This window comes from Campylobacter australis (genome assembly GCF_050586305.1).
Lineage (GTDB): Bacteria > Campylobacterota > Campylobacteria > Campylobacterales > Campylobacteraceae > Campylobacter_A.
The window spans coordinates 131,640-157,082 of the sequence record NZ_JAXUAA010000002.1; the positions used below are offsets into that span (position 1 = coordinate 131,640).

General features: G+C 37.0%; 28 protein-coding genes. 15 read left to right on the forward strand and 13 right to left on the reverse strand.

Annotated elements, in window-relative coordinates:
• Positions 1-47: 47 nt before the first annotated feature.
• The 10 genes from murI to cmoA all read left to right on the forward strand — a co-directional run bounded on the left by murI (position 48) and on the right by cmoA (position 9,120).
• On the forward strand, positions 48-827 hold the full coding sequence (gene murI / locus U5B17_RS03555) for a glutamate racemase (protein WP_430803999.1): 780 nt from the start codon (positions 48-50) through the stop codon (positions 825-827).
• A 110-nt stretch (positions 828-937) separates the two neighbouring features.
• Positions 938-1,402 carry an RNA pyrophosphohydrolase gene (locus U5B17_RS03560; RefSeq protein ID WP_430804000.1) on the forward strand — a complete coding sequence of 155 codons (465 nt, stop codon included), beginning with the start codon at positions 938-940 and terminating at the stop codon, positions 1,400-1,402.
• The gene (locus tag U5B17_RS03565) at positions 1,402-2,604 is read left to right on the forward strand and encodes an aspartate kinase (protein ID WP_430804001.1); all 1,203 of its coding nucleotides are present in this window, start codon (positions 1,402-1,404) and stop codon (positions 2,602-2,604) included. Before U5B17_RS03560 ends, U5B17_RS03565 begins: the two co-directional genes overlap by 1 nt.
• Positions 2,604-3,143, forward strand: coding sequence for a HobA family DNA replication regulator (locus U5B17_RS03570; RefSeq protein ID WP_430804002.1), 540 nt, complete (start codon positions 2,604-2,606; stop codon positions 3,141-3,143). The genes U5B17_RS03565 and U5B17_RS03570 overlap by 1 nt, the downstream gene beginning before the upstream one ends.
• 1 nt (position 3,144) lies before the next feature.
• A complete protein-coding gene (locus U5B17_RS03575; protein WP_430804003.1) occupies positions 3,145-3,765 on the forward strand; it encodes a DNA polymerase III subunit delta' in 621 nt (206 codons plus the stop codon).
• Positions 3,762-4,901: a dihydropteroate synthase gene (gene folP / locus U5B17_RS03580; RefSeq protein WP_430804004.1), complete on the forward strand. Its 1,140-nt coding sequence runs from the start codon at positions 3,762-3,764 to the stop codon at positions 4,899-4,901. Before U5B17_RS03575 ends, folP begins: the two co-directional genes overlap by 4 nt.
• A gap of 48 nt (positions 4,902-4,949) precedes the next feature.
• The gene (gene ligA, locus U5B17_RS03585) at positions 4,950-6,896 is read left to right on the forward strand and encodes an NAD-dependent DNA ligase LigA (protein ID WP_430804005.1); all 1,947 of its coding nucleotides are present in this window, start codon (positions 4,950-4,952) and stop codon (positions 6,894-6,896) included.
• Positions 6,886-7,593 carry a 23S rRNA (cytidine-2'-O)-methyltransferase TlyA gene (gene tlyA, locus U5B17_RS03590; RefSeq protein ID WP_430804006.1) on the forward strand — a complete coding sequence of 236 codons (708 nt, stop codon included), beginning with the start codon at positions 6,886-6,888 and terminating at the stop codon, positions 7,591-7,593. Before ligA ends, tlyA begins: the two co-directional genes overlap by 11 nt.
• Complete coding sequence (locus U5B17_RS03595) at positions 7,559-8,419, forward strand: bifunctional riboflavin kinase/FAD synthetase (protein ID WP_230056487.1); 861 nt, start codon at positions 7,559-7,561, stop codon at positions 8,417-8,419. Before tlyA ends, U5B17_RS03595 begins: the two co-directional genes overlap by 35 nt.
• The gene (gene cmoA, locus U5B17_RS03600) at positions 8,416-9,120 is read left to right on the forward strand and encodes a carboxy-S-adenosyl-L-methionine synthase CmoA (RefSeq protein ID WP_430804007.1); all 705 of its coding nucleotides are present in this window, start codon (positions 8,416-8,418) and stop codon (positions 9,118-9,120) included. The genes U5B17_RS03595 and cmoA overlap by 4 nt, the downstream gene beginning before the upstream one ends.
• A 197-nt stretch (positions 9,121-9,317) precedes the next feature.
• Here cmoA and radA read toward each other — a convergent pair whose 3' ends face one another.
• The 5 genes from radA to U5B17_RS03625 are packed head-to-tail and all read right to left on the reverse strand — an operon-like array spanning position 9,318 to position 13,399.
• A complete protein-coding gene (gene radA, locus U5B17_RS03605; protein WP_430804008.1) occupies positions 9,318-10,658 on the reverse strand; it encodes a DNA repair protein RadA in 1,341 nt (446 codons plus the stop codon).
• A 2-nt stretch (positions 10,659-10,660) separates the two neighbouring features.
• Positions 10,661-11,542 (reverse strand): DMT family transporter, encoded by an 882-nt coding sequence (locus tag U5B17_RS03610; protein ID WP_430804009.1) that lies wholly within the window; start codon positions 11,540-11,542, stop codon positions 10,661-10,663.
• The gene (locus U5B17_RS03615) at positions 11,539-11,919 is read right to left on the reverse strand and encodes a VanZ family protein (RefSeq protein ID WP_430804010.1); all 381 of its coding nucleotides are present in this window, start codon (positions 11,917-11,919) and stop codon (positions 11,539-11,541) included. Before U5B17_RS03615 ends, U5B17_RS03610 begins: the two co-directional genes overlap by 4 nt.
• Entirely contained in the window at positions 11,916-12,782 is an 867-nt protein-coding gene (gene ftsY / locus U5B17_RS03620; RefSeq protein ID WP_430804011.1) for a signal recognition particle-docking protein FtsY, read from the reverse strand. Before ftsY ends, U5B17_RS03615 begins: the two co-directional genes overlap by 4 nt.
• A complete protein-coding gene (locus U5B17_RS03625) occupies positions 12,782-13,399 on the reverse strand; it encodes a redoxin domain-containing protein (protein WP_430804012.1) in 618 nt (205 codons plus the stop codon). Before U5B17_RS03625 ends, ftsY begins: the two co-directional genes overlap by 1 nt.
• Positions 13,400-13,452: 53 nt before the next feature.
• Between U5B17_RS03625 and U5B17_RS03630 the strand changes: the two genes are divergently transcribed.
• The 5 genes from U5B17_RS03630 to U5B17_RS03650 are packed head-to-tail and all read left to right on the forward strand — an operon-like array spanning position 13,453 to position 18,101.
• Positions 13,453-14,106, forward strand: coding sequence for a 5-formyltetrahydrofolate cyclo-ligase (locus U5B17_RS03630; RefSeq protein WP_430804013.1), 654 nt, complete (start codon positions 13,453-13,455; stop codon positions 14,104-14,106).
• A complete protein-coding gene (rny, locus tag U5B17_RS03635) occupies positions 14,015-15,568 on the forward strand; it encodes a ribonuclease Y (protein ID WP_430804014.1) in 1,554 nt (517 codons plus the stop codon). The genes U5B17_RS03630 and rny overlap by 92 nt, the downstream gene beginning before the upstream one ends.
• Positions 15,569-15,580: 12 nt before the next feature.
• Complete coding sequence (locus U5B17_RS03640) at positions 15,581-16,168, forward strand: lipid-binding SYLF domain-containing protein (RefSeq protein WP_430804015.1); 588 nt, start codon at positions 15,581-15,583, stop codon at positions 16,166-16,168.
• Positions 16,169-16,176: 8 nt separating this feature from the next.
• Positions 16,177-16,755: a DedA family protein gene (locus U5B17_RS03645; protein ID WP_430804016.1), complete on the forward strand. Its 579-nt coding sequence runs from the start codon at positions 16,177-16,179 to the stop codon at positions 16,753-16,755.
• On the forward strand, positions 16,752-18,101 hold the full coding sequence (locus U5B17_RS03650) for a DUF945 family protein (protein ID WP_430804017.1): 1,350 nt from the start codon (positions 16,752-16,754) through the stop codon (positions 18,099-18,101). Before U5B17_RS03645 ends, U5B17_RS03650 begins: the two co-directional genes overlap by 4 nt.
• 31 nt (positions 18,102-18,132) lie before the next feature.
• Here the strand turns inward: U5B17_RS03650 and U5B17_RS03655 are convergent, their stop codons facing one another.
• From U5B17_RS03655 to U5B17_RS03690, 8 genes are all read right to left on the reverse strand, one after another.
• Positions 18,133-18,672 carry a DUF3237 domain-containing protein gene (locus U5B17_RS03655; protein WP_430804018.1) on the reverse strand — a complete coding sequence of 180 codons (540 nt, stop codon included), beginning with the start codon at positions 18,670-18,672 and terminating at the stop codon, positions 18,133-18,135.
• Positions 18,673-18,902: 230 nt separating this feature from the next.
• Positions 18,903-20,765 carry a molecular chaperone HtpG gene (htpG, locus tag U5B17_RS03660; RefSeq protein ID WP_430804019.1) on the reverse strand — a complete coding sequence of 621 codons (1,863 nt, stop codon included), beginning with the start codon at positions 20,763-20,765 and terminating at the stop codon, positions 18,903-18,905.
• A 98-nt stretch (positions 20,766-20,863) separates the two neighbouring features.
• Positions 20,864-21,196, reverse strand: a complete 333-nt coding sequence (locus U5B17_RS03665; RefSeq protein WP_430804020.1) for a fluoride efflux transporter FluC — start codon at positions 21,194-21,196, stop codon at positions 20,864-20,866.
• Positions 21,196-21,885: a lysophospholipid acyltransferase family protein gene (locus tag U5B17_RS03670; protein ID WP_430804021.1), complete on the reverse strand. Its 690-nt coding sequence runs from the start codon at positions 21,883-21,885 to the stop codon at positions 21,196-21,198. Before U5B17_RS03670 ends, U5B17_RS03665 begins: the two co-directional genes overlap by 1 nt.
• Positions 21,866-23,134 (reverse strand): SH3 domain-containing protein, encoded by a 1,269-nt coding sequence (locus tag U5B17_RS03675; RefSeq protein WP_430804022.1) that lies wholly within the window; start codon positions 23,132-23,134, stop codon positions 21,866-21,868. The genes U5B17_RS03670 and U5B17_RS03675 overlap by 20 nt, the downstream gene beginning before the upstream one ends.
• Complete coding sequence (gene purQ, locus U5B17_RS03680; protein WP_430804023.1) at positions 23,128-23,793, reverse strand: phosphoribosylformylglycinamidine synthase I; 666 nt, start codon at positions 23,791-23,793, stop codon at positions 23,128-23,130. Before purQ ends, U5B17_RS03675 begins: the two co-directional genes overlap by 7 nt.
• On the reverse strand, positions 23,790-24,023 hold the full coding sequence (gene purS, locus U5B17_RS03685) for a phosphoribosylformylglycinamidine synthase subunit PurS (protein ID WP_430804024.1): 234 nt from the start codon (positions 24,021-24,023) through the stop codon (positions 23,790-23,792). Before purS ends, purQ begins: the two co-directional genes overlap by 4 nt.
• Positions 24,024-24,038: 15 nt before the next feature.
• Entirely contained in the window at positions 24,039-25,319 is a 1,281-nt protein-coding gene (locus tag U5B17_RS03690; RefSeq protein ID WP_430804267.1) for a S41 family peptidase, read from the reverse strand.
• Positions 25,320-25,443: the final 124 nt, after the last annotated feature.

The following is a 25,443-nucleotide window of genomic DNA, read 5'->3' on the forward strand; positions in this document are numbered from 1 at the left end:
GAAATTTTGTATAATTTTACTTTTAAATGGTTTAAAATGGATAGATTATGAAGATTGGATTTTTTGACTCGGGTATTGGTGGGCTTAGCGTAATGAACGAGGCTATAAAGCAGCTTGGCGGAAATGAGTTTTTATTTTTTGCAGATAAAAAAAATGTCCCTTATGGCAATAAAACAAGCGAGCAGGTTGTAAAATTTAGCCTTGATGCGGTTGGTTTTTTGATAGAGCAGGGCGCGGAGGCTGTAGTTGTAGCGTGCAACACCGCCACAAGTGCGGCTATAACGCAGCTTAGGGCAAATTTTAATGAGCCGATCATCGGTATGGAGCCAGCCTTAAAGCGAGCAGTTGATCTAAATGATGGCAAAAAAACGCTTGTCATAGCTACGCCGATCACGATTGCAGGTCAAAAACTGCACGATCTTATACAAAAAACAAATGCAAATGAGATAGTCGATCTTTTGGCACTTCCAAAACTTGTAGAATTTGCTGAAAATTTTGAGTTTGACAGCGAGCAAGTGCGTGAGTATTTGAAGGAAAAATTGTCTAAATTTGAGCTTAAAAACTATGGCTCATTAGTTCTTGGCTGCACGCATTTTAACTATTTTAAAGAAATTTTGCGTGAAATTTTACCAAGCGATATAAAAATTTTAGACGGCATACAAGGCACGATAAATAGGCTAATCAGTGAAACAAACATAGAAATTTCAGGCGATAAAATTTCATCCGTAAAGTATTATTATTCAGGAACCCAAGTAACTGATAAAAAAGAGCTAGAAAAGTTAAATTTATACTTAAAACATCTTGAAAAGGTGCGAGAAATTTCATAAAAATTTTGCCAAATTTTAACACTTTAAAAGTCTTGGTTAAAATTTGTGCCGATTTAAACGCTATATAATATAGTTTTAGTTAAAATCTAGCAAAAATGTTAAGGCATGCAATGCAAAAAAAATATAGACCAAATGTTGCCGCTGTCATCTTATCGTCAAAATACCCATTTAAATGTGAAATTTTTGTTGCAAATAGATGTGATATGGACGGAGTATGGCAGTTTCCACAAGGCGGCATAGATGATGGCGAAAGCCCCAAAGATGCGCTAATGCGCGAGCTAAAAGAGGAGATAGGCACTGATGAAGTCGAAATTTTGTCTGAGTATCCAGAGTGGCTAAGCTATGATTTTCCAAATACTATAAGTGCGAAAATGTATCCGTTTGACGGACAGACGCAAAAGTATTTTTTAGTGCGTTTAAAGCCAAGTGCAAAGATAAATTTAGAGTGCAAACAGCCTGAGTTTAGTGAGTATAAATTTCTAAGTTATAAGGGGATTTTTGAAGAGATAAATCATTTCAAAAGACCGATATATGCGAAAGTTTTAAGTTATTTTAAAGAGAAAGGGTATTTTTAATGCTAATTGTTCAGAAATTTGGCGGAACGAGCGTAGGAACGCTTGAGCGAATAGAAGCAGTAGCCCAGCGTGTCATTGAGACTAAAAACACAGGAGCAGATGTTGTGGTGGTTGTTTCGGCAATGAGTGGCGTAACAAACCAACTTGTCGAGTACGGCGAGCACTTTAGTAAGCAGCCAAATGGCATTGCCATGGATATGTTGCTTAGCTCTGGAGAGCAAGTAACGACGGCAATACTAACGATAGCATTAAATGCAAAAGGCTATGAATGTGTAGGTTTAACTGGAGCTATGGCTGGTATCATAACCGATGACATACATACAAAAGCACGCATTGAAAAGATAAATACAAGCCGTATTAAAAGCGAGCTAAAGGCTGGCAAGATAGTAGTGGTAGCTGGCTTTCAGGGCATAGATGAAAAAGGTGATATAACAACACTTGGACGCGGTGGTAGTGACCTTAGTGCGGTTGCATTAGCTGGAGCGCTTGATGCTGATTTATGCGAAATTTTTACAGATGTTGATGGTGTTTATACTACAGATCCGCGCATCGAGCCAAAGGCTAAAAAACTTGATGTTGTAAGCTATGACGAGATGCTTGAGCTTGCAAGCTCTGGCGCAAAAGTCTTGCAAAATCGCTCTGTTGAGATGGCAAAAAAGCTAAATGTTAAGCTAGTTACAAGAAGCAGTTTTAACCACAACGAAGGAACTTTAATAGCAAACGAGGAGGAATACATGGAAGCAGTTTTGGTAAGCGGTATAGCTTTGGATAAAAATCAAGCGAGGGTAACTCTGCGTGGCGTAGTAGATAAGCCGGGCATTGCAGCAGAAATTTTTAGTGCGCTTGCTAGTAAAAATATTAATGTTGATATGATTATCCAAAATGTAGGGCATGACGGAACTACAAATTTAGGCTTTACCGTACCACAAAATGAGCTTGAGATCGCCAAAGAGACTATGCAAAATTTATCCGCTGCAAAGCATGTTGAGTATGATGATGCGATCGTAAAAGTATCAGTCGTTGGAGTGGGTATGAAAAGCCACAGCGGCGTTGCCTGCACGGCATTTGAAACACTTGCAAAAGAGGGCATAAACATACAGATGATCTCAACAAGTGAGATAAAAATTTCAGTCGTCGTCGATCAAAAATACGGCGAACTAGCCGTTCGCGTGCTGCACGAAGCGTATAAGTTAGATAAATAATGCAAGACTTCGTAAAATGGAGTAATGACACCATCGTCAAAGAGGGCATGAGTACTTTTATGCAAAATTTCCGCATTGAGTGGATAGCATTGCTTGGTTCTAGGCTAAAGTACTTGCTTGAGGGACGAGTTTTTATAGTTATTACCGATGATGAGCGCACATGGTTTGAGGGTTATTTGCTTAAAAAGATAAACCGCTCAGGTGCGCGCCCACTTTTGCCATTTGTAAGCCTAAAAGCACTTTATCCTAGTCTTGATGAGATAAACTCAAGCGAGCAAATTTCACTACTTGAAGACATGCTAAACCTTGCATTTCCAAATGGATATGTCTATTTTTATATCGGCAAAAATATCGACAAACGAGCAAATATCGCCAAAAATAGCGAGGATAGCTATATGTGGCTATTTGACGAGCAAACCCATAACTCCATATGTCTAAATTCAAATGATGAAAATTTAGACATAAAACTCGTGCAGCTCTTAAAGCTTTTTGATAAAAGCATCGATGCAGTTCTTTTAAATCAAGTAAGCTTAGTCTAGTATGCAAAGCAAAATAGTCATCACAAATGATTTTGACGCACTTAAAAATAGTCTTGAGGCTGAATTTAGCATAAGCAACCTGCGTTTTTTTATAAGCGAGGACTTCTTGCTTGAAAATGCTCATGAGGTAGTAAAAGAAGCATATATCGCCGAAAGTAGCGAAAAACTTTTAGTTATAATGGCTAAAAACTACCGCATAGAAGCCCAAAACTCACTTCTTAAAATTATCGAAGAGCCGCCAAGAAATGTATCATTTTTAATTGCAGCTACAAGTAAAAATTTGCTATTGCAAACTATACGCTCGCGTATGATTTGTCAAAATTTACTAAAAACAAAGCCTAGACCGCATCTTGATATAAATTTGGCTCAGCTTGATATAGCTGAAATTTATAACTTCTTAGCTCGTGTTGAAAATGATGAAAGATCTGATAAAATCGACAAAAATGAGTTAAAGGAGCTAATCTCAAACATTGTTGTAAAGGCTCTTGAGCTTGGATTTAAATTTAGCCAAGATGAGCTTGAATATTTTTACTCGTTGGTAAGATTGGCCGAACTTAATACAAAGTCGCCACAGCTTCTTACGCCTTTACTTTTAGTGATACTTCAAAAAGGACGACCTTGAAATTTTATAAAATCAATGTAAATAGTGATTTTAATGCTATTTGCGAGCGTATAATGCCAAGTTTGGCTGGCGTTAGTTTGATGTCAAAAAAAGCAAACCTAAATTTCATATATATCTCAGATATCCGCTCCCCAGCTGCAAATATCTTAAAACAAGATGCTCTTAGCGTAGGAGCTGAACTGGTGTGCCATAAGGATACGATTTTTGGAAGAGAGCTAAACTCACAAGCGCTTTTAATAGGCTCAAATGCGCAGTTTGAAGCTCTGGCTAAAAAAGAAAAGCTTCAAGATTTTGGACTTAAAGGCTTGGCAAATTTTTTAAGTGTGAAATTTTTAAAGCCCAAAAAACCACAAATCATGGGCGTGCTAAATTTCAATCAAGATAGCTTTAACGAAAACAGCCGTGCAGATACAAAAAGCGGTATCAAGCGCATAAAAGATATGATAGAACAAGGTGCTAGCTATATCGATATCGGCGGTGTTAGCTCACGCCCTGGAAGCGAGTATTGCGGGCGTGATGAGGAGTTTGTGCGTATAAAAGATATAGTGGCTGAAATTTATAGGCAAAATTTGCACGAAAAGGCGAAATTTAGCCTTGATAGCTTTGATGAATATTGCCTTGAATACGCACTAAATCACGGCTTTAAGATGATAAATGACATAACCGCAAACACACGCCTTGCAAAGCTTGCATTAAAATATCAGTGCGAATACTGCTTAATGCATATGCAAAATGATCCAAAAACTATGCAAAATGCGCCGCATTATGATGATCTAATCGGCGAGATAGATGAGTTTTTTGCGCAAAAAATAGATGAAATTTTAGCCATAGGCGCAAAGCAGATCACTCTTGATGTAGGCATCGGCTTTGGCAAAACTGCCGAGCAAAATTTACTTCTCATTAAGCATTTGGAACACTTTTTGCACTTTGGCTATCCGCTTTTAGTGGGTGCAAGTAGAAAATCAGTTATAAATTTTTATCATCCAAGCGAGGTCAAAGACAGGCTCGCTGGCTCACTTTATCTGCATTTAAAGGCTTTTGAAAATGGTGCAAGCATCATACGCGCTCATGATGTAAGAGAGCATAAGCAACTTTTTGATATGCACGCAGCTATGAACAAAGCAAATATCTGGTGAGTGTATTTGTAAAATTTTATGGCAAAAACGAGTTAAAACGGAGATATGATGACAAAAAAAGAGTATGAAAGTGCAGTTGAGCTATTAAATGAATGGGCAAAGGCGTATTACGAGCTTGACGCACCCATAGCTAGTGATGAGGAGTATGATGAGCTTTATCATAAAGTACTAGAATTTGAAAGCATTAATCCAAATGAAATTTCTATCTTTACGCCTACAAAGCGTGTTGGTGGAGCAGTTAGTGAGGGGTTTAAAAAAGCACAGCATATAGAGCGTATGTGGTCTATGGAGGATATTTTTGACGCTGATGAGCTCTTGGCTTGGCTAAAACGGGGCGATAAAACTCAACAAAAATTTATCCTACAACCAAAATTTGATGGGGCTAGTTTAAATTTGCTTTATGAAAATGGCAGTTTAGTGCGAGCCATAACAAGAGGAGATGGCGTAACTGGCGAAGATGTAACAAATAACGCAAGGGTTATAGCGGGCATTCCTTTTAAGATAGCTTATGAGGGCAGGATCGAAATTCGTGGAGAGGTCGTTATAGCAAAGGATGATTTTGAAGAGATAAATAAGATAAACTTAAAAAACGGTGAAAAACTGCTTTCAAACCCTAGAAATGCAGCCTCTGGAAGCCTTAGGCAGCTTGATAGTAAAGTCACTGCCAGCAGAAGACTTCAGTTTCGCCCTTGGGGTTTTGGAACTCAAAATTTGGGATTAAAAAGCTATAAAAAGGTGATGGAGTTTATCTACTCACTGGGATTTTTTAAAGAAGAGTTTTTTAAAGAAATTGTAGGCTTTGAAAGCTTACAAAATGAATACAACGAGCTTTTATCTATCCGAGATAAAAAGCCTTTTATGATGGATGGGCTTGTCATGCGCGTGGATGATTTAGAGTTTTCACAAGAGCTTGGATATACTGAGAAATTTCCAAAATTTATGATAGCTTATAAATTTCCAGCCCTTGAAAAAACAACACGCCTGCTTGATGTTACTTTGCAAGTTGGAAGAAGTGGGGTTGTAACGCCTGTTGGGGTGCTAGAGCCAGTAAATATCGATGGAGCTATGATAAAATCAGTAACCTTGCATAACTTTGATGAGATAGAGCGACTTGGAGTTATGAAAAATGACTTTATCAGCATTATTCGTTCAGGCGATGTCATACCAAAGATAACTGGCGTTTTTAAAGAGCGTAGAGATGGTAGCCAGATGGCTATAGAGCGACCGCAGTTTTGCCCTGAGTGTGGGTCGCATTTGCTTGATGAGGGGGTTTTTGTAAAGTGTCAAAATTTAGAGTGCAAAGCTAGAATTTTAGGCTCATTGATACACTATGCTTCAAAAAAATGCCTAAATATAGATGGGCTAGGAGAGGCGATAGTAACGCTACTATATGAAAAAGGCTTGATTAGCAAAATTTCAGATATTTACTCATTAAAATTTGAAGATTTGATAACTCTTGAGGGATTTAAAGAAAAAAAGGTGCAAAATTTACTAGATGCGATTAATGCAAGTAATGGCGCAGACCTTGCGAGATTTATAGCGGGACTAGGATGCGAACATATCGGCGAAGTAGCAGCCAAGAAAATCGCACAAGCATATGGTCTAAACTGGGCAAAAGCCAGCTTTGAAGAGATACTAGCCCTTGATGGCTTTGGTAAGGAGATGGCACTTAGTTTTGTTGAATTTACCGATGTAAATTCTCATGCCATTGCTGAGCTTATGGATATAGTTAAGCCTACTTTTAATCAAAAACAGATAACCAAAAATATTTTTAGCACAAAAACCATTGTAATAACTGGAACACTAAGCAGATCACGCGATGAGTTTAAGGCTGAGCTTGAGAGCTACGGAGCAAAGGTATCTAGTTCGGTATCAAAAAAAACTGATTTTGTTCTAGCTGGAAGTGAGGCTGGAAGTAAGCTTGAAAAAGCAAAAGAGCTTGGTGTGAGAGTGATAGATGAGGCCGAGTATGAGAGGCTAAAAAATGAGGTTTGATCTATATGCGGCAAACAAGCTAAATATCAGCCGAAACAAGGCTAGTGAGCTTATAAAAGGCGGTAAAATCGCACTCGATGGTGAAATTTGCGAACGAGTTAGCCTTGAAGTGTATGGCGGCAAAATTAGCCTTCTTGATGAAATTTATGTCAGTCGTGGAGCGTTAAAACTAAAGAGCTTTTTAAATAAAAATAGCTTTGAAATTTCAGGTACAAATGCCCTTGACATAGGTAGCTCAACTGGCGGATTTATGCAAATTTTATTAGCAAATGGCGTAAAAAGCGTGGTTGGAGTCGATGTGGGAAGCGACCAGCTAGATACTGGTTTAAGAACTGACGCTAGAGTAGAAATCTTTGAAAATTGTGACATTAGAAACTATAAAAATGAGAAAAAATTTGATCTAATAACCTGCGATGTAAGCTTTATATCGGTTATTGAAATTTTACCAGCCATAAATGAAAAGGCTAACCAAAACGCACTTATCATCATACTTTTTAAGCCACAATTTGAAGTCGGAAAAGATGTAAAACGCAACAAAAAAGGTGTTGTTAGTGATAAAAATGCTATTATTCAGGCTCAAAAGAAATTTGAGTTAGCAGCAGCCAAGCTTGGATGGAACTTAAATCAAACACAAGAGTGCGAGATAAAAGGAAAGGAAGGAAATGCCGAATTTTTCTACGCTTTTAACAAAGCATAATATTACAGCTGTTGCGATAGGGCATTTTGATGGTGTGCACAGGGGGCATAAGCAGCTTTTATCAAGGCTAGGCGAGTATGGCGGGCTTGTTGTTATAGACAAAAACAAAGCAAATATCACTCCAAAACTAAAACGGGCAGAGTACTCTAGTTATCCGTGCTTTTTGTATGAATTTGAGAGCATAAAAGATTTAAGCGGAGAGGAATTTATAGCACTTTTAAAGCGTGACTTTGTAAATTTAAAGCGTATAGTTGTTGGTTTTGACTTTCGTTTTGGACGAAACAGAGCTTGGGATAAGCACGACTTGGTGCGTATATTTGATGCTGAAGTGATTGTTGTAGATGAGTATTGTTTTAATGGCATGGGCGTACATAGCTCAACTATCAGAGAGTATATTAAAAACGGTGAGATAGCCGCTGCAAACGCTCTTTTAGGGCGTGAATACTCAATTGAGGGCGAGGTTGTAAAAGGGCAGGGCATAGGTGCAAAAGAGCTTTTTCCTACCCTAAATTTAGAGATAAAAACCTATCTTTTGCCACACTCTGGGGTATACGCCACTCGCACACGCATAGGCAACAAGACCTATGGTTCAGTGACATTTATTGGAAACAGAGTTAGTACAGATGGTGCCTTTAGCGTAGAAACGCACATTATCGGTGAACAAATACCACCAACTGCCGAGCGTATCGCGGTTTGCTTTGTAAAAGCTTTGCGTAAAAATCAAAAATTTAACAGCCTTTTTGAGTTAAAAGAACAAATACAAAAAGACATAGACCAAGCAAGCCAGTATTGCGGTGTTTGCGAGCTATTTTTAGGAAAAAAATGAGAGATGAAATTTTTAAAGAGCCGATAAAAAAGCAGTTTGAGTTTGATGCATCTGTGGCTAGTGTCTTTGATGATATGATAGGGCGTAGTGTGCCGTTTTATGATGTTAATGTAAAACTAGTAAGCCAAATTTTAGCAAAAAGTTTAGCTCAAAATGCCCGCGTGATAGACCTTGGCTGTTCGACCGCAACTAGCTTACTAGCACTTTTTGCACTTAGAAATGACCTTGAGTTTTTCGGGGTAGATAACTCAGAAGCTATGCTAGCAAATGCAAAAGCAAAGGGTGTGGCATTTGGTGCAAAGCTAAATTTAGAACTTGCAGATGTGCTTGAGTATGAGCTTAGCAGATTTGATGCAATTTTATTAAACTATACTTTGCAGTTTATTAGACCGATTTGCAGGGCTAAGTTTGTAAGAAAAATTTATGATGGACTAAATGACGGTGGAGTTTTTGTATTTAGCGAAAAGATCATTTATGAAAACAAAACACTTGCAAAAAATATGATAGAAATTTATGAAGATTATAAAGCTGAGCAGGGCTATTCACGCTATGAGATAGCTCAAAAACGCGAGGCTCTTGAAAATGTTTTAATCCCTTACACCGAACAAGAAAATAAAACTTTGGTGCTTGAGGCTGGATTTAAAGAGGTGCAAAGCTTGTTTAAGTGGGGAAATTTTATGAGCTTTATAGCGTTTAAATAATTGCTGGCTTTAAACTTAAAAGAAAGAATATAGGCGTAATTTTTAGTATAAAAATCGAGATTAAGTATGATAAGAAAAGTGAAGTATGAAAATTTATAGTCCAGCCTTATTGTTTTGTAGGTGCAAATAATATCTTAGTTTGCGCACTTGGCTTTGATAAGATGAGAAATTTACACTTACAAAAAGCCAAGCCTTGCTTACATCCACTCTAAAACTTGGCTTATCTCCTTTGCAAAAAAGCACTTCACGCCTTGTGCGTCAAGCGGTTTTGATGGCACGATAGCATTTTTAAATTTCTGTGTTTTTGCCTCTTTTAGACGCTGATCAAGATTAAAGACATCGCGAATTTCACCATTTAGACTAAGCTCACCTATAAAGACGCTCTCTTTGCTGATTGGGCGGTTGCGAAAGCTTGAGATTATGGCAGCTATCACGGCTAGATCGGCGGCTGTTTCACTGATCTTTACTCCGCCTGAGACATTTATAAATACATCATAATGGCCCAGCGGAAGTTCAAGTTTGCGCTCAAGCAAAGCTAAAAGCATATCAAGGCGATTTTTCTCAAAGCCAGTACTGCTTCGTTTTGGATAGGCACTTTCGCAAACTAGGGCTTGAATTTCCACGCTTATAGCGCGCGAGCCTTCCATTATGATGGTTATGGCTGAGCCGCTTACTGCATTTCCACGCGTAAAAAATTTACTTGAGATTTCAGTAGCGCTCGCAAGTCCGTTCTTTGTCATCTCAAAAATACCAACCTCACTGGTTGAGCCAAAGCGGTTTTTAAACCCACGAAGCAAACGAAGCTCACGGCTAGCATCTCCCTCAAAATAAAGCACCACATCGACCATATGTTCTAGCACTCTAGGTCCAGCGATCGCACCTTCTTTTGTAATGTGACCGATGATAAAAACGCAGATGTCATTATCTTTTGCTAGTCTCATCAGCTCAAATGTTATCTCTCTTACTTGCGTTATTGAGCCTGGGGCGGAGGTGATCTTTTCACTGTAAAGTGTTTGGATCGAGTCAATAATTAGCACTTTATACTCGCTTTTTTTAACCTCTGCGACTATATTTTCAAGGCAAATTTCAGTTAGCAAAAAGAGATTTTCATCCACAGCATCAAGTCTATCGGCGCGCATTTTTATCTGACTCGCGCTCTCCTCGCCACTTACATAAAGCGTCTTTTTGCCATCCATTGCTAAATTTGAGCCGATTTTTAGCAAAAGCGTTGATTTGCCAATACCAGGACTGCCGCCTATTAGCACCAGTGAGCCCTCTACTACACCTCCACCGAGCACCAAATCAAGCTCTTTATCCTTTGTACTAAAGCGATTTATCTGCTCGATTTGCACCTTATCAATGCTCGTAGCCTTACTTGGCGAGTGTGAAATTTTTGCTAGCTCTTCACTCGCTTTTATCTGAGTGGAATTTAGCTCGATAAAACTATCCCAAGCACCGCAGTTTGGGCATTTACCAACCCATTTGCTTTGCTGATTACCACAAGCTTGACACTCAAAAACACTCTTAATTTTTGCCATTGTTATCCTTTTTTACTTTTTAACGAGCCTAGATATATCGCTAACATCGTGATAAAGGCACCAGTCCACTGCCACACAATTATATCTTTACTAAATAAAAACGCATCTATAAAAAGCGCCGCTATTGGCTCTGAAAGCAAAAGTAGCCCCGTAAGACTTAGCGAGAGTAGTGGTACGCAGTAAGCTATCATGCCCCATGCCACGCACTGCATAACAGCCGCATATGTAAAAGTAAGCAAAATCTCGCTCACACCCTTTGGGAAAAAATTTGCACCATTTAAAAGTATACTTGGCGCTAAAAGTGCGCTAGCACCGCCGATTCCGATATAAAACATGAGAGTAATAATATGCGCTTTTTCACTTTCGCTAGCCTTTTTTACGCTAATCATAGAAAGAGCTAAAAGCAGTCCAGAAAGTATCCCGCTAATAAATCCCCATCCAGCATGCAAATTTGCATTAAACTCGGGCAAGGCTATCAAAAATATGCCAAAACTAGCCAATATTAGTGCAAATATGCCAAATTTACTAAGTCTTTCGCTAAAGAAAAACAAGCCAATAAATGTAAGCCAAAAAATTTGCAAGCTATTTAAAAGTGTTGAAATTCCAGGACCAACAGCATAAATACTTTCATGCCAAAGCGCAAGGTCGATACCTAAAAAAGCCCCTGATAATACGGCATAAAGCTTGGCTTTTTTGCTTTTTAGCAAAGGTAGTTTTAAAGCTTTTGTGAGCACAAAAAATATACTTCCAGCTATAAATAGTCGCCAAAATGCAATGGCAAACGCACCAACACTAATATTTGCAACTATAATGCTACCAAGCCCAAAAAAAACACAGCCTATAACTAGTGCAAAACTAGCCTCGTTTGTGTTAAGTTGCCTCAAGGCTGCCAACTTTTATGAGATGATAAAAAGTTTGCAAAAATTTGCCTTAAAACCCAAAAAGCAAGTACCCCAAAAAAGATTCCTATAATATCGGCAAATATGTCAAGCAGGCTAAAATAGCGGCTAGGAAGCATAGACTGAACTAGCTCTATCTGCACTCCAAAGGCAAGTAATACGCAAAATTTTATGTAAAATTTTGCAAACAATCCACTTCGCCAACCAAGTGAGAGCAAAATATAAAGTGCCCCAAATGCTAAAAAGTGGTTTGCTTTATCCCAAGAATTTTCTACTACAGGGATGCTTCTTGATGTGGTTGCCAAAAATTCAATCGCAAAAAGACAGATAAAAAACAAAAATCTAGCAAATTTTACTCTCACGCAAATATCGCATCCATAAGCTGATCTAAAAACTCATCTGGGTCAAATTTAACAAGATCGTCCATATTTTCTCCCACACCTATGTAAAGTATAGGGAGTTCCAGCTCGCGTGCTACGCCAAATAGAGCTCCGCCTTTGACAGTGCCATCAAGCTTGGTTATGATGACGCCGTTTAATTCCACCATCTCATTAAATGCCTTTGCCTGCGCAACAGCGGCATTGCCTTGAGTACCATCAAGAACCAAAATCTTTCTATGTGGGGCTTTAGCGTATGCTTTTTGAGATATTCTTACTATCTTGCTTAGCTCATTTGCCAAATTTGTTTGATTTTGCAGTCTGCCAGCCGTATCTAGGATAACCCTATCTATGCCCTTTGCAAGGGCTGAGTTTATCGTATCAAATGCCACTGCCGAGGGGTCGTGTCCTTGCTGTGTTAGCACGATAGGCACACCGACTTTTTCACTCCAGAGCCTAAGCTGCTCTATCGCACCAGCGCGAAATGTATCGCAAGCTCCTAAAATAACGCTTTTTGAACTTTTTTTATATAAATTTGCAAGCTTTGCGATAGTTGTTGTTTTACCAGCACCATTTACGCCAAGAATCAGATCGACAAATGGCTTATCATTAGCCACTGAGCGATCTTTTTCATAGATAAAGTAGCTACTCATCACACGGCGCAAATCATCGCGTTTTACTTCATCTTGTGGCGGTAAATAATAAATAATTTCTTCTATAATTTCATAAGTCACATCGGCTTCTAAAAGCATCTCTTCAAGCTCGCTTTTTGTTACGATCTTACTTGTTTTTACGCTATTTATAGCGCCAAAAGTTTTTACAAAACCTTTTTTTATAAAGTCAAACATTAATTGATCGCCTTTGAAATTTCATTTTCTAGCATCTCTTCAGGAACTAGTCCAACATAGCCATCATGAAAGTCTCCATTTGTCTTAAAAAGCACTGAGGCAGGAAGCCCAGTAATGCCTCCGACAGCCTTTTCTAGGATAAAATTTTCCTTTCCAACCGCAACATCATACTTTATGTTATTTTTCTTAGCAAACTCTTTTATCTGCTCAACGCTCTTATCTTCAAGCAAGATAGCAACGATATTTAAATCTTTCCTAAATTTCTCAGCCAAGTTATTTAGATGTGGGATTTCAGCCCTACAAGGTGGGCACCATGTCGCCCAAAACACAAAAAGTGTTGCTTTCTTTTGTTCACGATCAACATCAAGCCCATAATCATCTCTGATTTTAAATTTAAACTCACTACCATCTATCAAACCAAGTGCTATTTGTTTATCATAAACAGCTTTTTTTTTAGTATTTTTTACTTCGCTTGTCTCGTTTTTTTCTATATTTTTAGTTAAATTTTGCTCTATATTGCTTGGCTGTGTTTTAATCTCTTTACTCTCTTCTTTGCTTTGGCAACCCAAAAGTAAAAAAACAGCTAAAAATGCTATAATCTTGTGTTTAAGTTTCATAAAAATAGTCCTTGTGATTGTTTTTGAGTAAAATTATACTAAAAGATAATAAAATGAGTGTTAAATCAACAAAAGATGAATTTAGAGCCTACGCTATAAAAAATACAAGAAAACGGGTAAAAATTTCAGCAAAATGTCGCAGTCAAAATGTCATAAAAAGGCTTAGTAATCTCATAAAATTTACAAATTCTAAAAAAATTTTACTCTACATGCCACTTTTTTATGAAGTAGATGTTTATAAAATGCGTAGATTTTTGTCAAATCGTGATATTTTTGTGCCATTTATGGTAGATATTAGCTTAAAAATGGTAAAATTAAGGTTGCCATTTGAGTTAAAAAAATTTAACTTACGCGAGCCACTTGCATCAAAATTTGCAAACGATCGCATTGATATGGCTATAGTCCCATGTAATGGGGTTGATGGGGCTATGCGCAGGATAGGTCACGGCAAAGGTTTTTATGATAGATTTTTTAGCGACCTGCCTTATCGTCCAAGATTGATAGTATTTGTTCAAGCGGCAGACTTTTATACGGATAAAATTCTCTCCAAAGAGTATGACATCTGTGGCGATATTTACCTAACCCCAAATAAAAACTATATAAAAAGAGGAAACTATGATAGAAGTTTTAGTCGGCTTAGGAGCTGGTGTGGCGGGAGTTGGCGTAGGTTATCTGTATGCAAAAAAGATAAACGATGCAAATTATAATATATTTTTAGAACAAGCAAAGGCAAAGGCAAAGGCTATCGAGCACGAGGCTGAGCTTATTTTGAAAAACTCAAAAATTTCAGTCCAAGAAGCAGAATTTGAGGCCAAAAAAAAGTATGATGAAAAAACCACAAAACTACAGCGTGACTACACTCAAAAATTTGACGAACTAAGCAAAAAAGAGAGTACTTTACAAACCGAGCAAGAAATTTTACACGAAAGCAAGCTAGCGCTTGAGAGCGAGCGAAATAATGCTAAATCAACATACGAAGAGGGACTGAGTCTAAAAACAACTTACCAAAATAAAATGAACGAAGCCTTAAAAGTACTTGAACACGCAGCTGGTCTAACTCAAGAAGAGGCTAGAGAGATCGTCTTAAAAAAGGTTGAAGAAGCTAGTCGTGCAGACATAGCTCACATAGTTAGAAAGCACGAAGAAGAGGCAAAAAGAGATATAAAAAAGAGAGTAAACTATATCCTAGCACAGGCTACTTCGAGATTTGCGGGAGAATTTGCAACTGAGCGACTTATAAATGTTGTAAATATCAAAAACGATGAGTTAAAGGGTCGTATCATAGGCAAAGAGGGGCGAAACATAAAGACTCTTGAGATGGTTTTGGGTGTTGATATTATCATAGACGATACACCAAATGCGATAATTTTAAGCAGTTTTAACCTTTATCGCCGTGCAATCGCAACAAGAGTTATAGAGCTTTTAGTAGAAGATGGTCGTATCCAGCCAGCAAGGATAGAAGAACTTCACAAAAAAGTTACAGAAGAGTTTGAGCAAAGCGTGCAAGAAGAGGGCGAAAATATAGTTATTGACCTAGGATTAAATAAAATTCATCCAGAGATAGTAAAACTAATCGGAAAACTAAAATTTCGTGCAAGCTATGGTCAAAATGCTTTAGCTCACAGCCTTGAAGTCGCACATCTTGCAGGTATCATAGCGGCTGAAACTGGCGGAGATGAAAAGCTTGCAAAAAGAGCAGGGATATTGCATGATATAGGTAAGGCACTAACGCATGAATTTGAGGGCTCGCATGTTGATCTTGGAGCAGAGGTTTGCAAGCGCTATAAAGAGCATGCGGTCGTTATAAATGCTATTTATGCACACCATGGACACGAAGAGGCGACAAGTGTTGAGAGTGCTGCTGTATGCGCGGCAGACGCCTTAAGTGCTGCTCGTCCTGGCGCAAGGCGTGAAGTACTTGAAAGCTTTTTAAAGCGAGTTGAAGAGATAGAAAATATTGCAAAAACCAAAAATGGTATCAAGCAAGCTTATGCTATAAATGCGGGTCGTGAAATTCGCGTTATCGCAAATGCCAAGCTCATAAACGACGATGAAGCGGTTCTTGTTGCAAAGGAGATTGCTCAAGAGATAGAAGCAAAAGTGCAGTATCCTGGCGAGATAAAGGTAAATGTCATCAGAGAGACTCGCGCCATAGATTTTGCAAAATAAAGAAAAGATTTAATGAAAAAAATTTTATTTATCTTAGCATTTGTTGTTAGATTATTTGGTGGAGAGGACTTAGTTTTAAGCTCCGCAAATTCATATCAAATGGTACTTAGAGCAAATCCAAATGCACCTACAAACGCACTAATAAAACAAGCCAAAGCTGTTATCATATTTCCAAGTGTAAAGAAGATAGGCTTTTTAGTTGGTGGTATGGGTGGCAATGGCGTGATGATAACCCCTGTAAATTCAAGCGAGAAAGAGATGTACTCAGTAGGCATAAGTGGCGGAAGTTTTGGGCTTCAAGTAGGTTACGAAGATAGCTCGCTTGTGCTTTTTGTGCTAGATGAAAATTTAGTAAATGACATTAAAAATGGCAAATTTACGATACAAGCTGATGCATCATTTAGTTTTGGCGATGGTGGCAGGGCCTATAACAAAACAAGCGATTTTAAATTTACAAGCAGCATATATGCCTATGCTACAAACGCTGGCTTTTTTGCTGGAGCAAGCTTTGGCGGAGCGGTAATTAGCCACAATGACGAAAATTTACTTCAAAGCGGATATGCTTTTGAACAACTTCAAAACTCACTAACAAACAACTAAGGCAAATAATGCAAGATATGCTAACTTCACTATCTACATATGGATATATAATACTTTTTGTTTACACTCTGGGTGGAGGTATGGTCGCTCTAATAGCAGCTGGGATACTCTCACACCTTGGAAAAATGGATCTAGGCGTCAGTATCGCTATAGCCGCCTTTTCAAACGCTCTTGGCGACATGCTTCTTTTTTATCTTGGTCGATACAACAAAGATATGATACGACCTTACATTAAAAACCATAAGCGCAAATTTGCGTATTCATGCATGCTTATGAAAAAACAAGGCGATAAGTTGCTTTTTATCAAAAAGTACATTTATGGACTAAAAACACTTATACCAATAGCCATAGGCTTTACGCCAAGCTACTCTGTACAAAAATTTGTTGTAATAAACATTTTTGCCTCCATTGTTTGGGCTTTAGTGGTTGGAATTTCGGCTTATTATATAGGCTCAACTTTTGAGCAAATTAGCGAATTTTTAGGTGAAAATAGTTGGATTATGCCAGTTTTTATGATGAGTTTAATAGGTGGAATTTACTACTTTTTGCATATTGCAACTAGAAAAAAAACAAAAGGAAAAATATGAAAAAAATTTTTATATCTATCGCAATTGCGGCTGTTTTACTTGCTGGAGGTAACTATTTTGTTAGCCAAAAGGTTAAGCAAAGCTATAAAAATACACTTAAAAATTTACAAGCCATGGAGGGCATAAGTATATCAAATGATACCTATGAGCGAGGTTTTTTAAACTCAAAAGCTAGTTTTGATATGGAGTTAGATCAGAAAGTTTTACCTATTTTAGATGAGAGCTTTAGTGAAAGTGACACAAGTAAAACTTTAAAAATAAATATCAAAAGCGACATTAGTAATAATTTATTTTCACTAATAAATGGCTTTAAGTCTAGCTCAAGTATCGCTATTTTAAACATTCGAGCACAAGAGAAGCTAAAAGAGGTATTTGGCTCAAATATCATCGCAACAGCCCATGCAAAAAGCAGCATTTTTGACAGCAAGCAAGATATCAGCATAAATTTAAAAGATATTTCATTTAAGCAAGAGCTATCAGAACTAAAAACACAAGGTGTGAAGCTAGATATAGCGACTGATAGAACAAAGCTTAGCTCAGGTGCTTTTAGTTTTGATAAAATTTTATTTAGCCAAGAATCAGATAATTTTATAGAAAATAGCATAAAAATAGAGCTTGAAAAACTAAACTATGATCTTACCCATAAAGAGCCTATCGAGTTTAAAGAGATAGAGTATAATCTAGCCCCTTATATCTATGATGCAAGTATTGAAAATATAAAAATCACAGAAAGTGGAAAAGAAGTGCTTTTTTATGACATGAAAGCAAATGGTAACTCAAGCTATGGGGATACTGGTAAAACTCTTTTTAATAGCAAAGATATTTTAAGTATAAGCAAGATAAATGTTGCCGGTGTGGAGTTTAAAGAATTTGCGATAAAGATGGATATTAAAAATTTACACATACAGAGCTTTAAAAAAATCATCGATGTTTATTCAAGTTTAAGCGAAGATGAGTATGAAGTAAATTATGAAAAACTTACGCCTATATTTTTTGAACTTTCAAAAGCAAAACCAGAGTTAAACTTAAATGAGTTTAGCGTAAAAAATGCAGCGTCAAATAAACTTAATATAACCACAAATTTTGCTTTAAAAGAAAGCTCTAAGGATATAAATAGCCTAATGGATGCCATAAAATTTGATGGAGTTTTGAGTATCGAGCCAAATATAGCCAGCTTTTTGTCGCAGTTTCCAGATATCGCTGGCTTTGGTATGATACTTGAACAGTTACAAATTTTAAAAACTGAAAAAGATATGCAAAAAATGACATTTAGATTTGAGCCAAAAGAACAAGACATTATCATAAATGAAGAGCAAAGATTGGGCAATTTACTAGGTGGTTTTTAAGCTAAAGTCTAGCCTTGGCTAGACTTTTTAATTATTTAACTTCATAAAATTTTAGTAAAACTTTATCTGGCAAACGCATAGCGTAGCAGACAAATATCGCACGCTCCATCCATTTATACTTCGCGTCATAAGTCTCAAACTTAGTTACAGTTGCAAAATACACATGTTTTGGATCTACTATCTTGCCTTTAGCTGCCTCTTTTGCCACTTCTGGGTCTGTGATATGGCGCATGCCTGAGTTGTCAATGTAAATTTGCGCGCCGTCATCAAGCTTTATCGCGTATCTTGCTGTAAGCTCAGTTAGCCCATCAGGTCTAACGACTTGACTATCCACTCCATACGGAAGCACCTTGCCATTTAACTTTCCGCTTACTTTTCCACTTTTTATGTAAATAAGTCTGCGAAGCCCGTGCTCGCTATCTTGACCCACGACAAGAGGCTTTTCAACTTCTATATCTATCATAAACGCAAGCTCCAAGCGTGGTTCATTCACATCTTTTGCTGAAATTTCATTAGTACTTAATATGCTAAATCCAAACAAAGCCACAATGGCAACAAAAATTTTCTTCATCTTATCTCCTTTTAAAAAAGTAAATATATTTTTTAATATTAGAGTAAGAATAATAAAATTTAGCTAAAAAATTGAATTTAAATAATAAAAATTTTATAATAAATCACACAAATCTCATAAATACTACAATATTAAAATTTTCCATATCAAGTAGTCAGAGTAATTATTTCAATATCTATGTTCTTACGCGCAGCTAAAATTTTGCACCCAAAAATAGGGTGCAAAATGCATTAGATCGCCTTTATCATAACTTTTGTAAGTGTTTTGCTAAACTCAGCTGGATCGTCAAGCTGTATGCCTTCATTTATCTTAGCCATATCTAAAAGCAAATGCGACACATCGTTTATCATAAGCTCATTTGCTTCAAGTTTGGTAAAAATTTCATGTCCTGCATTTATCTCAAGGATAGGCTTGATCTTTGGCAAGTCGCTTTGACCCATCTGCTTTAACATCGCCTGCATAGCGTAGTCTGGATCATTTTTATCATAAATCAGCACCGCTGGCGAGTCACTCAGACGAGAGCTAACGCGTACATCTTTAACATCATCTTTTAGAATTTCACGCATTTTAACAAGCGTGCTAGCCACCTTACTCTCATCGGCTTTTGCTTGCTCTTCATCGGCTTTTATCTCATCATTTATATCAGCGTGAGAGATTGATTTTATCGGAGTTTTATCAAACTCATTTACCATAGGCATGACTATTGTATCTATCTCCTCGCTCATTATCAAAACTTCGATGTCATTTTTCTTGAAATTTTCAAGCAACGGCGAGTTACGAAGCATATTTTCGTTATTTCCGCTTATGTAATAGATACTTTTTTGTTCTTCTTTCATCGCCTCTTTATACTCTTTTAGGCTCACTAGTCCGTCGCGTTTGCTTGATTTAAACATCACAAGATCAAGGATCTGCTCTTTTTCAGCGCCAAAGCCATAAAGTCCCTCTTTGATGACTTTGCCAAAAAGTGTGTAAAATTTTATGTATTTTTCACTATCTTTCTCTTTTAGCTTAGCAAGTTCGCCGAGAATTTTCTTAACACTTTGCTCTTTTACGCTTCGCATTATCGCATTTTCTTGTAAAATTTCACGGCTTACATTAAGCGGCAAGTCCTCCACATCGATCACTCCTCGTACAAATCGTAAAAATGGAGGCAACAGCTCCTTTGCGTCATCTGTGATAAACACACGCTTGACATAGAGCTTCACACCACTTTGATAATCCACCCTAAACATATCAAACGGCTCTGTGCTAGGCACATAAAATAGGGTGCTATACTCTATCTTGCCCTCAGCCTTTGTGTGAATGTGAAAGAGCGGATCAGTGCTGTCGTGTGAAATTTGCTTATAAAAGTCGTTATATTCTTGTTCTTTTAATCCAGCTTTATTCATGCGCCAAAGCGCACTTGCTTTGTTTATCTGTGTGTTTTTACTCTCATAATTTCCCTCTTTTTCACCGTCTTTTGGCGCGATATACTCGCTTTTATCCATAAAAATTGGGTATGGGATATGGTTTGAGTACTTTTTAATGATACCCTCCACGCGCCACTCATCGGCAAACTCATCGTCGTTTAAGTGTAAAACAATGGTGGTGCCATGAGTCTCTTTGCTAGTGGGAGCGATAGTGTAGTTTTTAGCATCTGAGCTCCACACAAAAGCCTCGTCGCGTAGCGCTTTGCGGCTCGTTACTTCGATACTTGAAGCTACCATAAAAGCCGAGTAAAAGCCCACGCCAAACTGTCCAATGAGCGAGCTGTCTTTTTTAGCGTCTCCACTTAAATTTTGCAAAAAGCCCTTTGTTCCACTTCTTGCTATGGTGCCAAGGTTGCTTATAAGATCATCTTTACTCATACCAATACCATTATCGCTGATAGTTAAGCTCTTTTTCTCTTTATCAAAGCTTATGTCGATGCGCGGCGTGTAAGAAAGGTTTTTGTAGGCTTCGTCTGTTAAACAAAGGTAGTTTAACTTATCCAGCGCGTCACTTGCATTTGAGATAAGCTCGCGTAAAAATATCTCTTTGTTTGAATAAAGCGAGTGAATCATCAAATTTAATAGGTCATTCACTTCGGTTTGAAACTCAAATTTATCTGCCATTTTTCTATCCTTTTTAAAAAATTTAGCACATTATAGCGTATTGTGCTAAAATAAATTTTAAAGTTGATAGTAAGTATATCAATGTTTGAAAAATTTATCTAAAAACGACAATACCAACATAGCAAGCAAGTAGTGATAAAATGACATTGGGTAAAATATTTAAAAGGCGATGTTGAAAATAGAGCAACGCTTTGATATGAAAAAGCTGAAAATGTAGTAAAGCCGCCAAGAATACCAATAACCAAAAATGATTTTGCATTTTGTGATAAATTTAAAGCTAAAAATGCCCCTATGGCAAAACTACCAAGGATATTTACAAGCAGTGTTGAGAATGGAAAAAGTGTTGAAAACTTTGAGAGTGCAGTGCTAAGCAAACTTCTACAAATAGCACCTATAAATCCGCCAAAACCTACTAAAATAAGCTCAAGCATTAGCTTATATCAGTTTTTTGACGCTCGCTATCAAGTACGGCTTGCATTTTGCTACGAGTATTTTCTAGCCAAGACTCATCACTGCGATCTATCTGATCTAGATATATAACTTTGATTTTTCCATTTTTAAAACTAAATTTTTTAGAATCCATAATATCACTTCCAACTACAACAACAGGCTGAACTCTTAAGTCAAGTTTATCAGCTATAACCTTTGCACCACTTTGAAATTTAAGAAGTTTGTCGCCTTTAGCACGCGTTCCTTCAGGAAATATAGCTATAACGCGGTCATTTTCTATGCGATCTTTTGCCTCTTTTAGCAAATTTACTATTGCTCTTGGATTTGAGCGATCTACAGGAAGCATTTTTGGTACACTTAAAATTTTGCCTATGATAGGAATATCGCCGATCTCTTTTTTGGCTACCCAACAGAGGTTTTTGGGGTAAATTTCTTCTAAAACTACGATATCAAGCATGCTTTTATGGTTTATCATTATCATTTGTGTATCAGGTTTTGGCTCGCCCACAACCTCAATACTATAAAAGCCAAGCCAGCGTTGAGTTTTTGCCCAAAAACGGCGAACTGCGTGAATTTTAGAACTAAAAAGCCACATCAAAAATACAACTATAACTACACTAATAACAAACTCAATAGCGTAATAAAATGCCTTAATTCTTGATAATATCATCTTTTTTTACCCAGCCTATTTTACCATCTGTAAATAAAATTTTATAATAATCTGTTCGCTCACTTAGTATCTCAATACTTTCACTAGTTGTAGATGTATAAAAGATCGTAGATTTTGTAGTTGGCAATATTTTCACACTTACATTTGGCTTTAGGGTGCCTTTGCTAAATGGGTTATATGAGTAGATACTGACCGCAATAAAAAGTGCCGTAGCTATAAAGTAGCTAACTTTTCTTCGCATCACCGAAAGTATTAAAAATAGAGCCGAAAAACTGTAAAGAACGATATTTTTATAGGTACTAAATTCGCTTTGTTTTGGATTTAGTCCAATTTGTGTGCTAACATCATCATCTTCAACACTTACCAGTAAGGAAAAGCTCTCAAATTTTGAGCTTTTAAGGTTATAATAACTAAAGTCAAGTGAGTTTTTATTGGGTTTAAAAACAGCAAAAAAATAGCCACTCTGGTTTGCAAAATCACCTGCAACATTATCCATGCCTTGTTTTAGCAGAGTCTTGTCAGGTAAATTAAACGATGTAAGATTGACATTTTTAGCTTCCATCTCGACTATCATGATAAGGCTAGTTTCATCAAATTTAGTTGTTTTAAATTTTTTAACAACCAAACTATCAGCCACAATACCAGAAAAATCGCTCCTAGCTCGCAAGTCTTTAAATTTTGGCAAAAATAGATTCATCGTGCCACTATGATATATCTCACCATTTCGCTTTAAATTTAGCTCTATCTTTGTAGATTTTGCGTCTTCATTTTTACCTTGTAAAAAAAACAGAGCGACATAGCTACCATCGCTTTGTTTTACCCACTCAGTATTTTTAGGATTTAGCCATTTAACATTACTCTCATCAACTTTAGTTTCAAAGCTGTATTCAAGCTCATTTTGAGGATTAACACTAAGTTTTAACTCAAAAATTTCTCCAACAAAAACACTTTTTGGAATACTTACAGTTTTTAGCGTAACTTCGCGTTTTTTAACAGTTTCATAAACTTGGGAATCAGGCAAATTTAGATATTGCTCGTCCGTAGGAGCGATATTTTTTAGTTGTTCAGCAGAAACACCGATGCCCATTTTTCTTTGCATATTGCGCTCAAGCATGGTGTCATTTTGTCTTTTTTTATTCTCATCTTGTGTATTTTTGTTAGCAAATTTATCTTCTCTTGGCTCGTCAAAAATACTTGGTTTGGCATGCAAGCTAAGTGCGAAAAGTAGGGCACTTAAGAGTTTTAACAAACTAACCCCTTAAGCATTTTAAGCCCATCATCTGAGTGTAAAATTTTCTCACAAGCACGCTCAGGATGTGGCATAAGACCAAAAATTTTCTTGCTTTCATCACAAATGCCAGCTATATTATCAACTGAGCCGTTTAGGTTTATCTCCATGCCATTTTCATCGCAATACTTTAATAAAACCTGCTCATTATCATATAATTTTTTTAGCGTATTAGCGTCAGTGAAGTAGTTACCTTCACCGTGTGCAACTGGTATATTAACTATCTCGCCAACACTTAAGTTTGACAGAAATTTATTTGAGTTTGAAATAACCTTTAGTGGCTGGTACTTTGAAATAAAACTCATGCTCTCATTTCTTCTCATCGCACCTGGCAAAAGCCCAAGCTCAAGCAACATTTGAAAGCCATTGCAAATACCAAGTATATATCCACCGCGTTTTGCATGCTGCATGACTGCTTTCATGGCTGGTGAAAATTTCGCTATCGCAGCCGTTCGCAGATAATCTCCATAGCTAAAACCGCCAGGAAGTACTACAAGATCGGCATCTATATGCTCATCTTTATGCCAGATAATTTGCGTTTGGCAACCAAACATCTTAAAAGCATAAGAGGTATCTGTTTCGCAGTTTGTGCCAGGAAAAAGAAGTATGGCTACTTTCATAGTACTATCTCATAATCTTCAATAACAGTATTTGCAAGAAGTTCCTCGCACATCGCCTCAAGCTGTTTTCTAGCATCATCTTTTGTTGCATCGATATTTAAAACAATTTGCTTGCCTATTTTAACTTCTGATACATTACTAAAACCAAGTGAGCCAAGAGCGTGCTCGGTAGCCTTGCCTGCTGGGTCAAGAACGCCATTTTTTAGTGAGATATTTATAACTGCTTTCATTTCTGACCTTTAAATTTATTTTCTAATCTGCAAAACTTTTATCACATCAACAGCACTTTTTAACTGAATATCATCATTTAGTTTTTTGGTTGTTATAAGCTCTTTTTCATCTTTTTTCTCTTCAGTTTTGTTTGCTTCTGCTGTGGCTGGAGCTAGTTTTTCAAGCTCGCCTTGTAGGTGTGCTTTAAGTTCGCTCTCTTTTATACTAAATGCATCTTTATCATTTTGAGGAACTTTACCAGGATAGACTATAACATCTGGGGTAACGCCAACAGCTTGTATACTTTTGCCACTAGGTAAATAGTAGCGTGCGATAGTAAGCTTTATGGCCTCTTTTTCATCAACTGGTAATATCACCTGAACACTACCCTTGCCAAATGTATTCTCTCCAACTACTACACCGCGCTTGACATCTTGAAGTGCTCCGCTGACTATCTCGCTAGCACTTGCACTTCCGCCATTTACTAAAACAACAAGTGGAAGCTTTGTTATGGTATTTGATTTACTTGCTCTAAATTCTGAATTTTCAGCATTATCTCTACCTTTTTGTGAAACTATAATACCATCATCAACAAAGAGATCAACCAAGCCTACAGCTTGATTTAAAAGACCTCCTGGGTTATTTCTAAGATCAAGAACTATGCCTTTTACCTTTGGATGTTTTTTTATAAATTCGCTAGCTTTACTAACTACATTTTTATCAAAATTTGTCACACGAAGATATAAAATTTCCTCATTTTCTATAATCTTTGCATAGACTGACTCGACTTTTATTATATCTCTTATGATATTTAAATCAAACGGCTTTTGCTCGCCCTTTCTAACTATAGTTATCGTAATAGAAGTCTTTGGCTTACCTCGCATCTTACTAACAGCCTCATCCATAGTGACTCCCATAGTAGCATTGCCATCTATGCGAAGTATAATATCGCCAGCCTTTACACCAGCTTTATCAGCAGGAGTCCCTTCTATTGGAGAGATAACAGTTAGTGCGCCATCTTTCATGCCAACAGTGATACCAAGTCCGCCAAATTCTCCGCTTGTTTGTACCTGCATATCTTTAAAGGATTTTTCATTTAAAAATGCGCTATGAGCGTCTAAATTTTGCATTAACCCTGCGATAGCCTTATCTATAATCTCTTTAAATTTTATATCATCAACATAATATTTTTCGACTGTGTTTATCGTTTTATTTAACTTTGCCAGTGCCTCAATCCTTGCACTCGTATCATTGTTTGCAGCAAAAAGCGTAGTAGAAAATGAAAGCGCTAAAAACCCACCTACAATAAAATTCATTTTTTTCAAAAACCACTCCTAAAATCAATTATAAAATTGTATATTTTAGTAGCTTTTGCCTAAAAATAGGATAAATTTTCAAATTTTATAACTATAAATTTAAATTCATCAATAGATATAAATT

Bases quoted from the DNA above. Each gene is read 5' to 3' on its own strand.
- murI (WP_430803999.1), top strand. From the start codon at position 48: ATGAAGATTGGATTTTTTGACTCGGGTATTGGTGGGCTTAGCGTAATG.
- U5B17_RS03560 (WP_430804000.1), top strand. From the start codon at position 938: ATGCAAAAAAAATATAGACCAAATGTTGCCGCTGTCATCTTATCGTCA.
- U5B17_RS03565 (WP_430804001.1), top strand. From the start codon at position 1,402: ATGCTAATTGTTCAGAAATTTGGCGGAACGAGCGTAGGAACGCTTGAG.
- U5B17_RS03570 (WP_430804002.1), top strand. From the start codon at position 2,604: ATGCAAGACTTCGTAAAATGGAGTAATGACACCATCGTCAAAGAGGGC.
- U5B17_RS03575 (WP_430804003.1), top strand. From the start codon at position 3,145: ATGCAAAGCAAAATAGTCATCACAAATGATTTTGACGCACTTAAAAAT.
- ligA (WP_430804005.1), top strand. From the start codon at position 4,950: ATGACAAAAAAAGAGTATGAAAGTGCAGTTGAGCTATTAAATGAATGG.
- tlyA (WP_430804006.1), top strand. From the start codon at position 6,886: ATGAGGTTTGATCTATATGCGGCAAACAAGCTAAATATCAGCCGAAAC.
- U5B17_RS03595 (WP_230056487.1), top strand. From the start codon at position 7,559: ATGCCGAATTTTTCTACGCTTTTAACAAAGCATAATATTACAGCTGTT.
- cmoA (WP_430804007.1), top strand. From the start codon at position 8,416: ATGAGAGATGAAATTTTTAAAGAGCCGATAAAAAAGCAGTTTGAGTTT.
- radA (WP_430804008.1), bottom strand. From the start codon at position 10,658: ATGGCAAAAATTAAGAGTGTTTTTGAGTGTCAAGCTTGTGGTAATCAG.
- ftsY (WP_430804011.1), bottom strand. From the start codon at position 12,782: ATGTTTGACTTTATAAAAAAAGGTTTTGTAAAAACTTTTGGCGCTATA.
- U5B17_RS03625 (WP_430804012.1), bottom strand. From the start codon at position 13,399: ATGAAACTTAAACACAAGATTATAGCATTTTTAGCTGTTTTTTTACTT.
- U5B17_RS03630 (WP_430804013.1), top strand. From the start codon at position 13,453: ATGAGTGTTAAATCAACAAAAGATGAATTTAGAGCCTACGCTATAAAA.
- rny (WP_430804014.1), top strand. From the start codon at position 14,015: ATGATAGAAGTTTTAGTCGGCTTAGGAGCTGGTGTGGCGGGAGTTGGC.
- U5B17_RS03640 (WP_430804015.1), top strand. From the start codon at position 15,581: ATGAAAAAAATTTTATTTATCTTAGCATTTGTTGTTAGATTATTTGGT.
- U5B17_RS03645 (WP_430804016.1), top strand. From the start codon at position 16,177: ATGCAAGATATGCTAACTTCACTATCTACATATGGATATATAATACTT.
- U5B17_RS03650 (WP_430804017.1), top strand. From the start codon at position 16,752: ATGAAAAAAATTTTTATATCTATCGCAATTGCGGCTGTTTTACTTGCT.
- U5B17_RS03655 (WP_430804018.1), bottom strand. From the start codon at position 18,672: ATGAAGAAAATTTTTGTTGCCATTGTGGCTTTGTTTGGATTTAGCATA.
- htpG (WP_430804019.1), bottom strand. From the start codon at position 20,765: ATGGCAGATAAATTTGAGTTTCAAACCGAAGTGAATGACCTATTAAAT.
- U5B17_RS03665 (WP_430804020.1), bottom strand. From the start codon at position 21,196: ATGCTTGAGCTTATTTTAGTAGGTTTTGGCGGATTTATAGGTGCTATT.
- U5B17_RS03670 (WP_430804021.1), bottom strand. From the start codon at position 21,885: ATGATATTATCAAGAATTAAGGCATTTTATTACGCTATTGAGTTTGTT.
- purQ (WP_430804023.1), bottom strand. From the start codon at position 23,793: ATGAAAGTAGCCATACTTCTTTTTCCTGGCACAAACTGCGAAACAGAT.
- purS (WP_430804024.1), bottom strand. From the start codon at position 24,023: ATGAAAGCAGTTATAAATATCTCACTAAAAAATGGCGTTCTTGACCCA.
- U5B17_RS03690 (WP_430804267.1), bottom strand. From the start codon at position 25,319: ATGAATTTTATTGTAGGTGGGTTTTTAGCGCTTTCATTTTCTACTACG.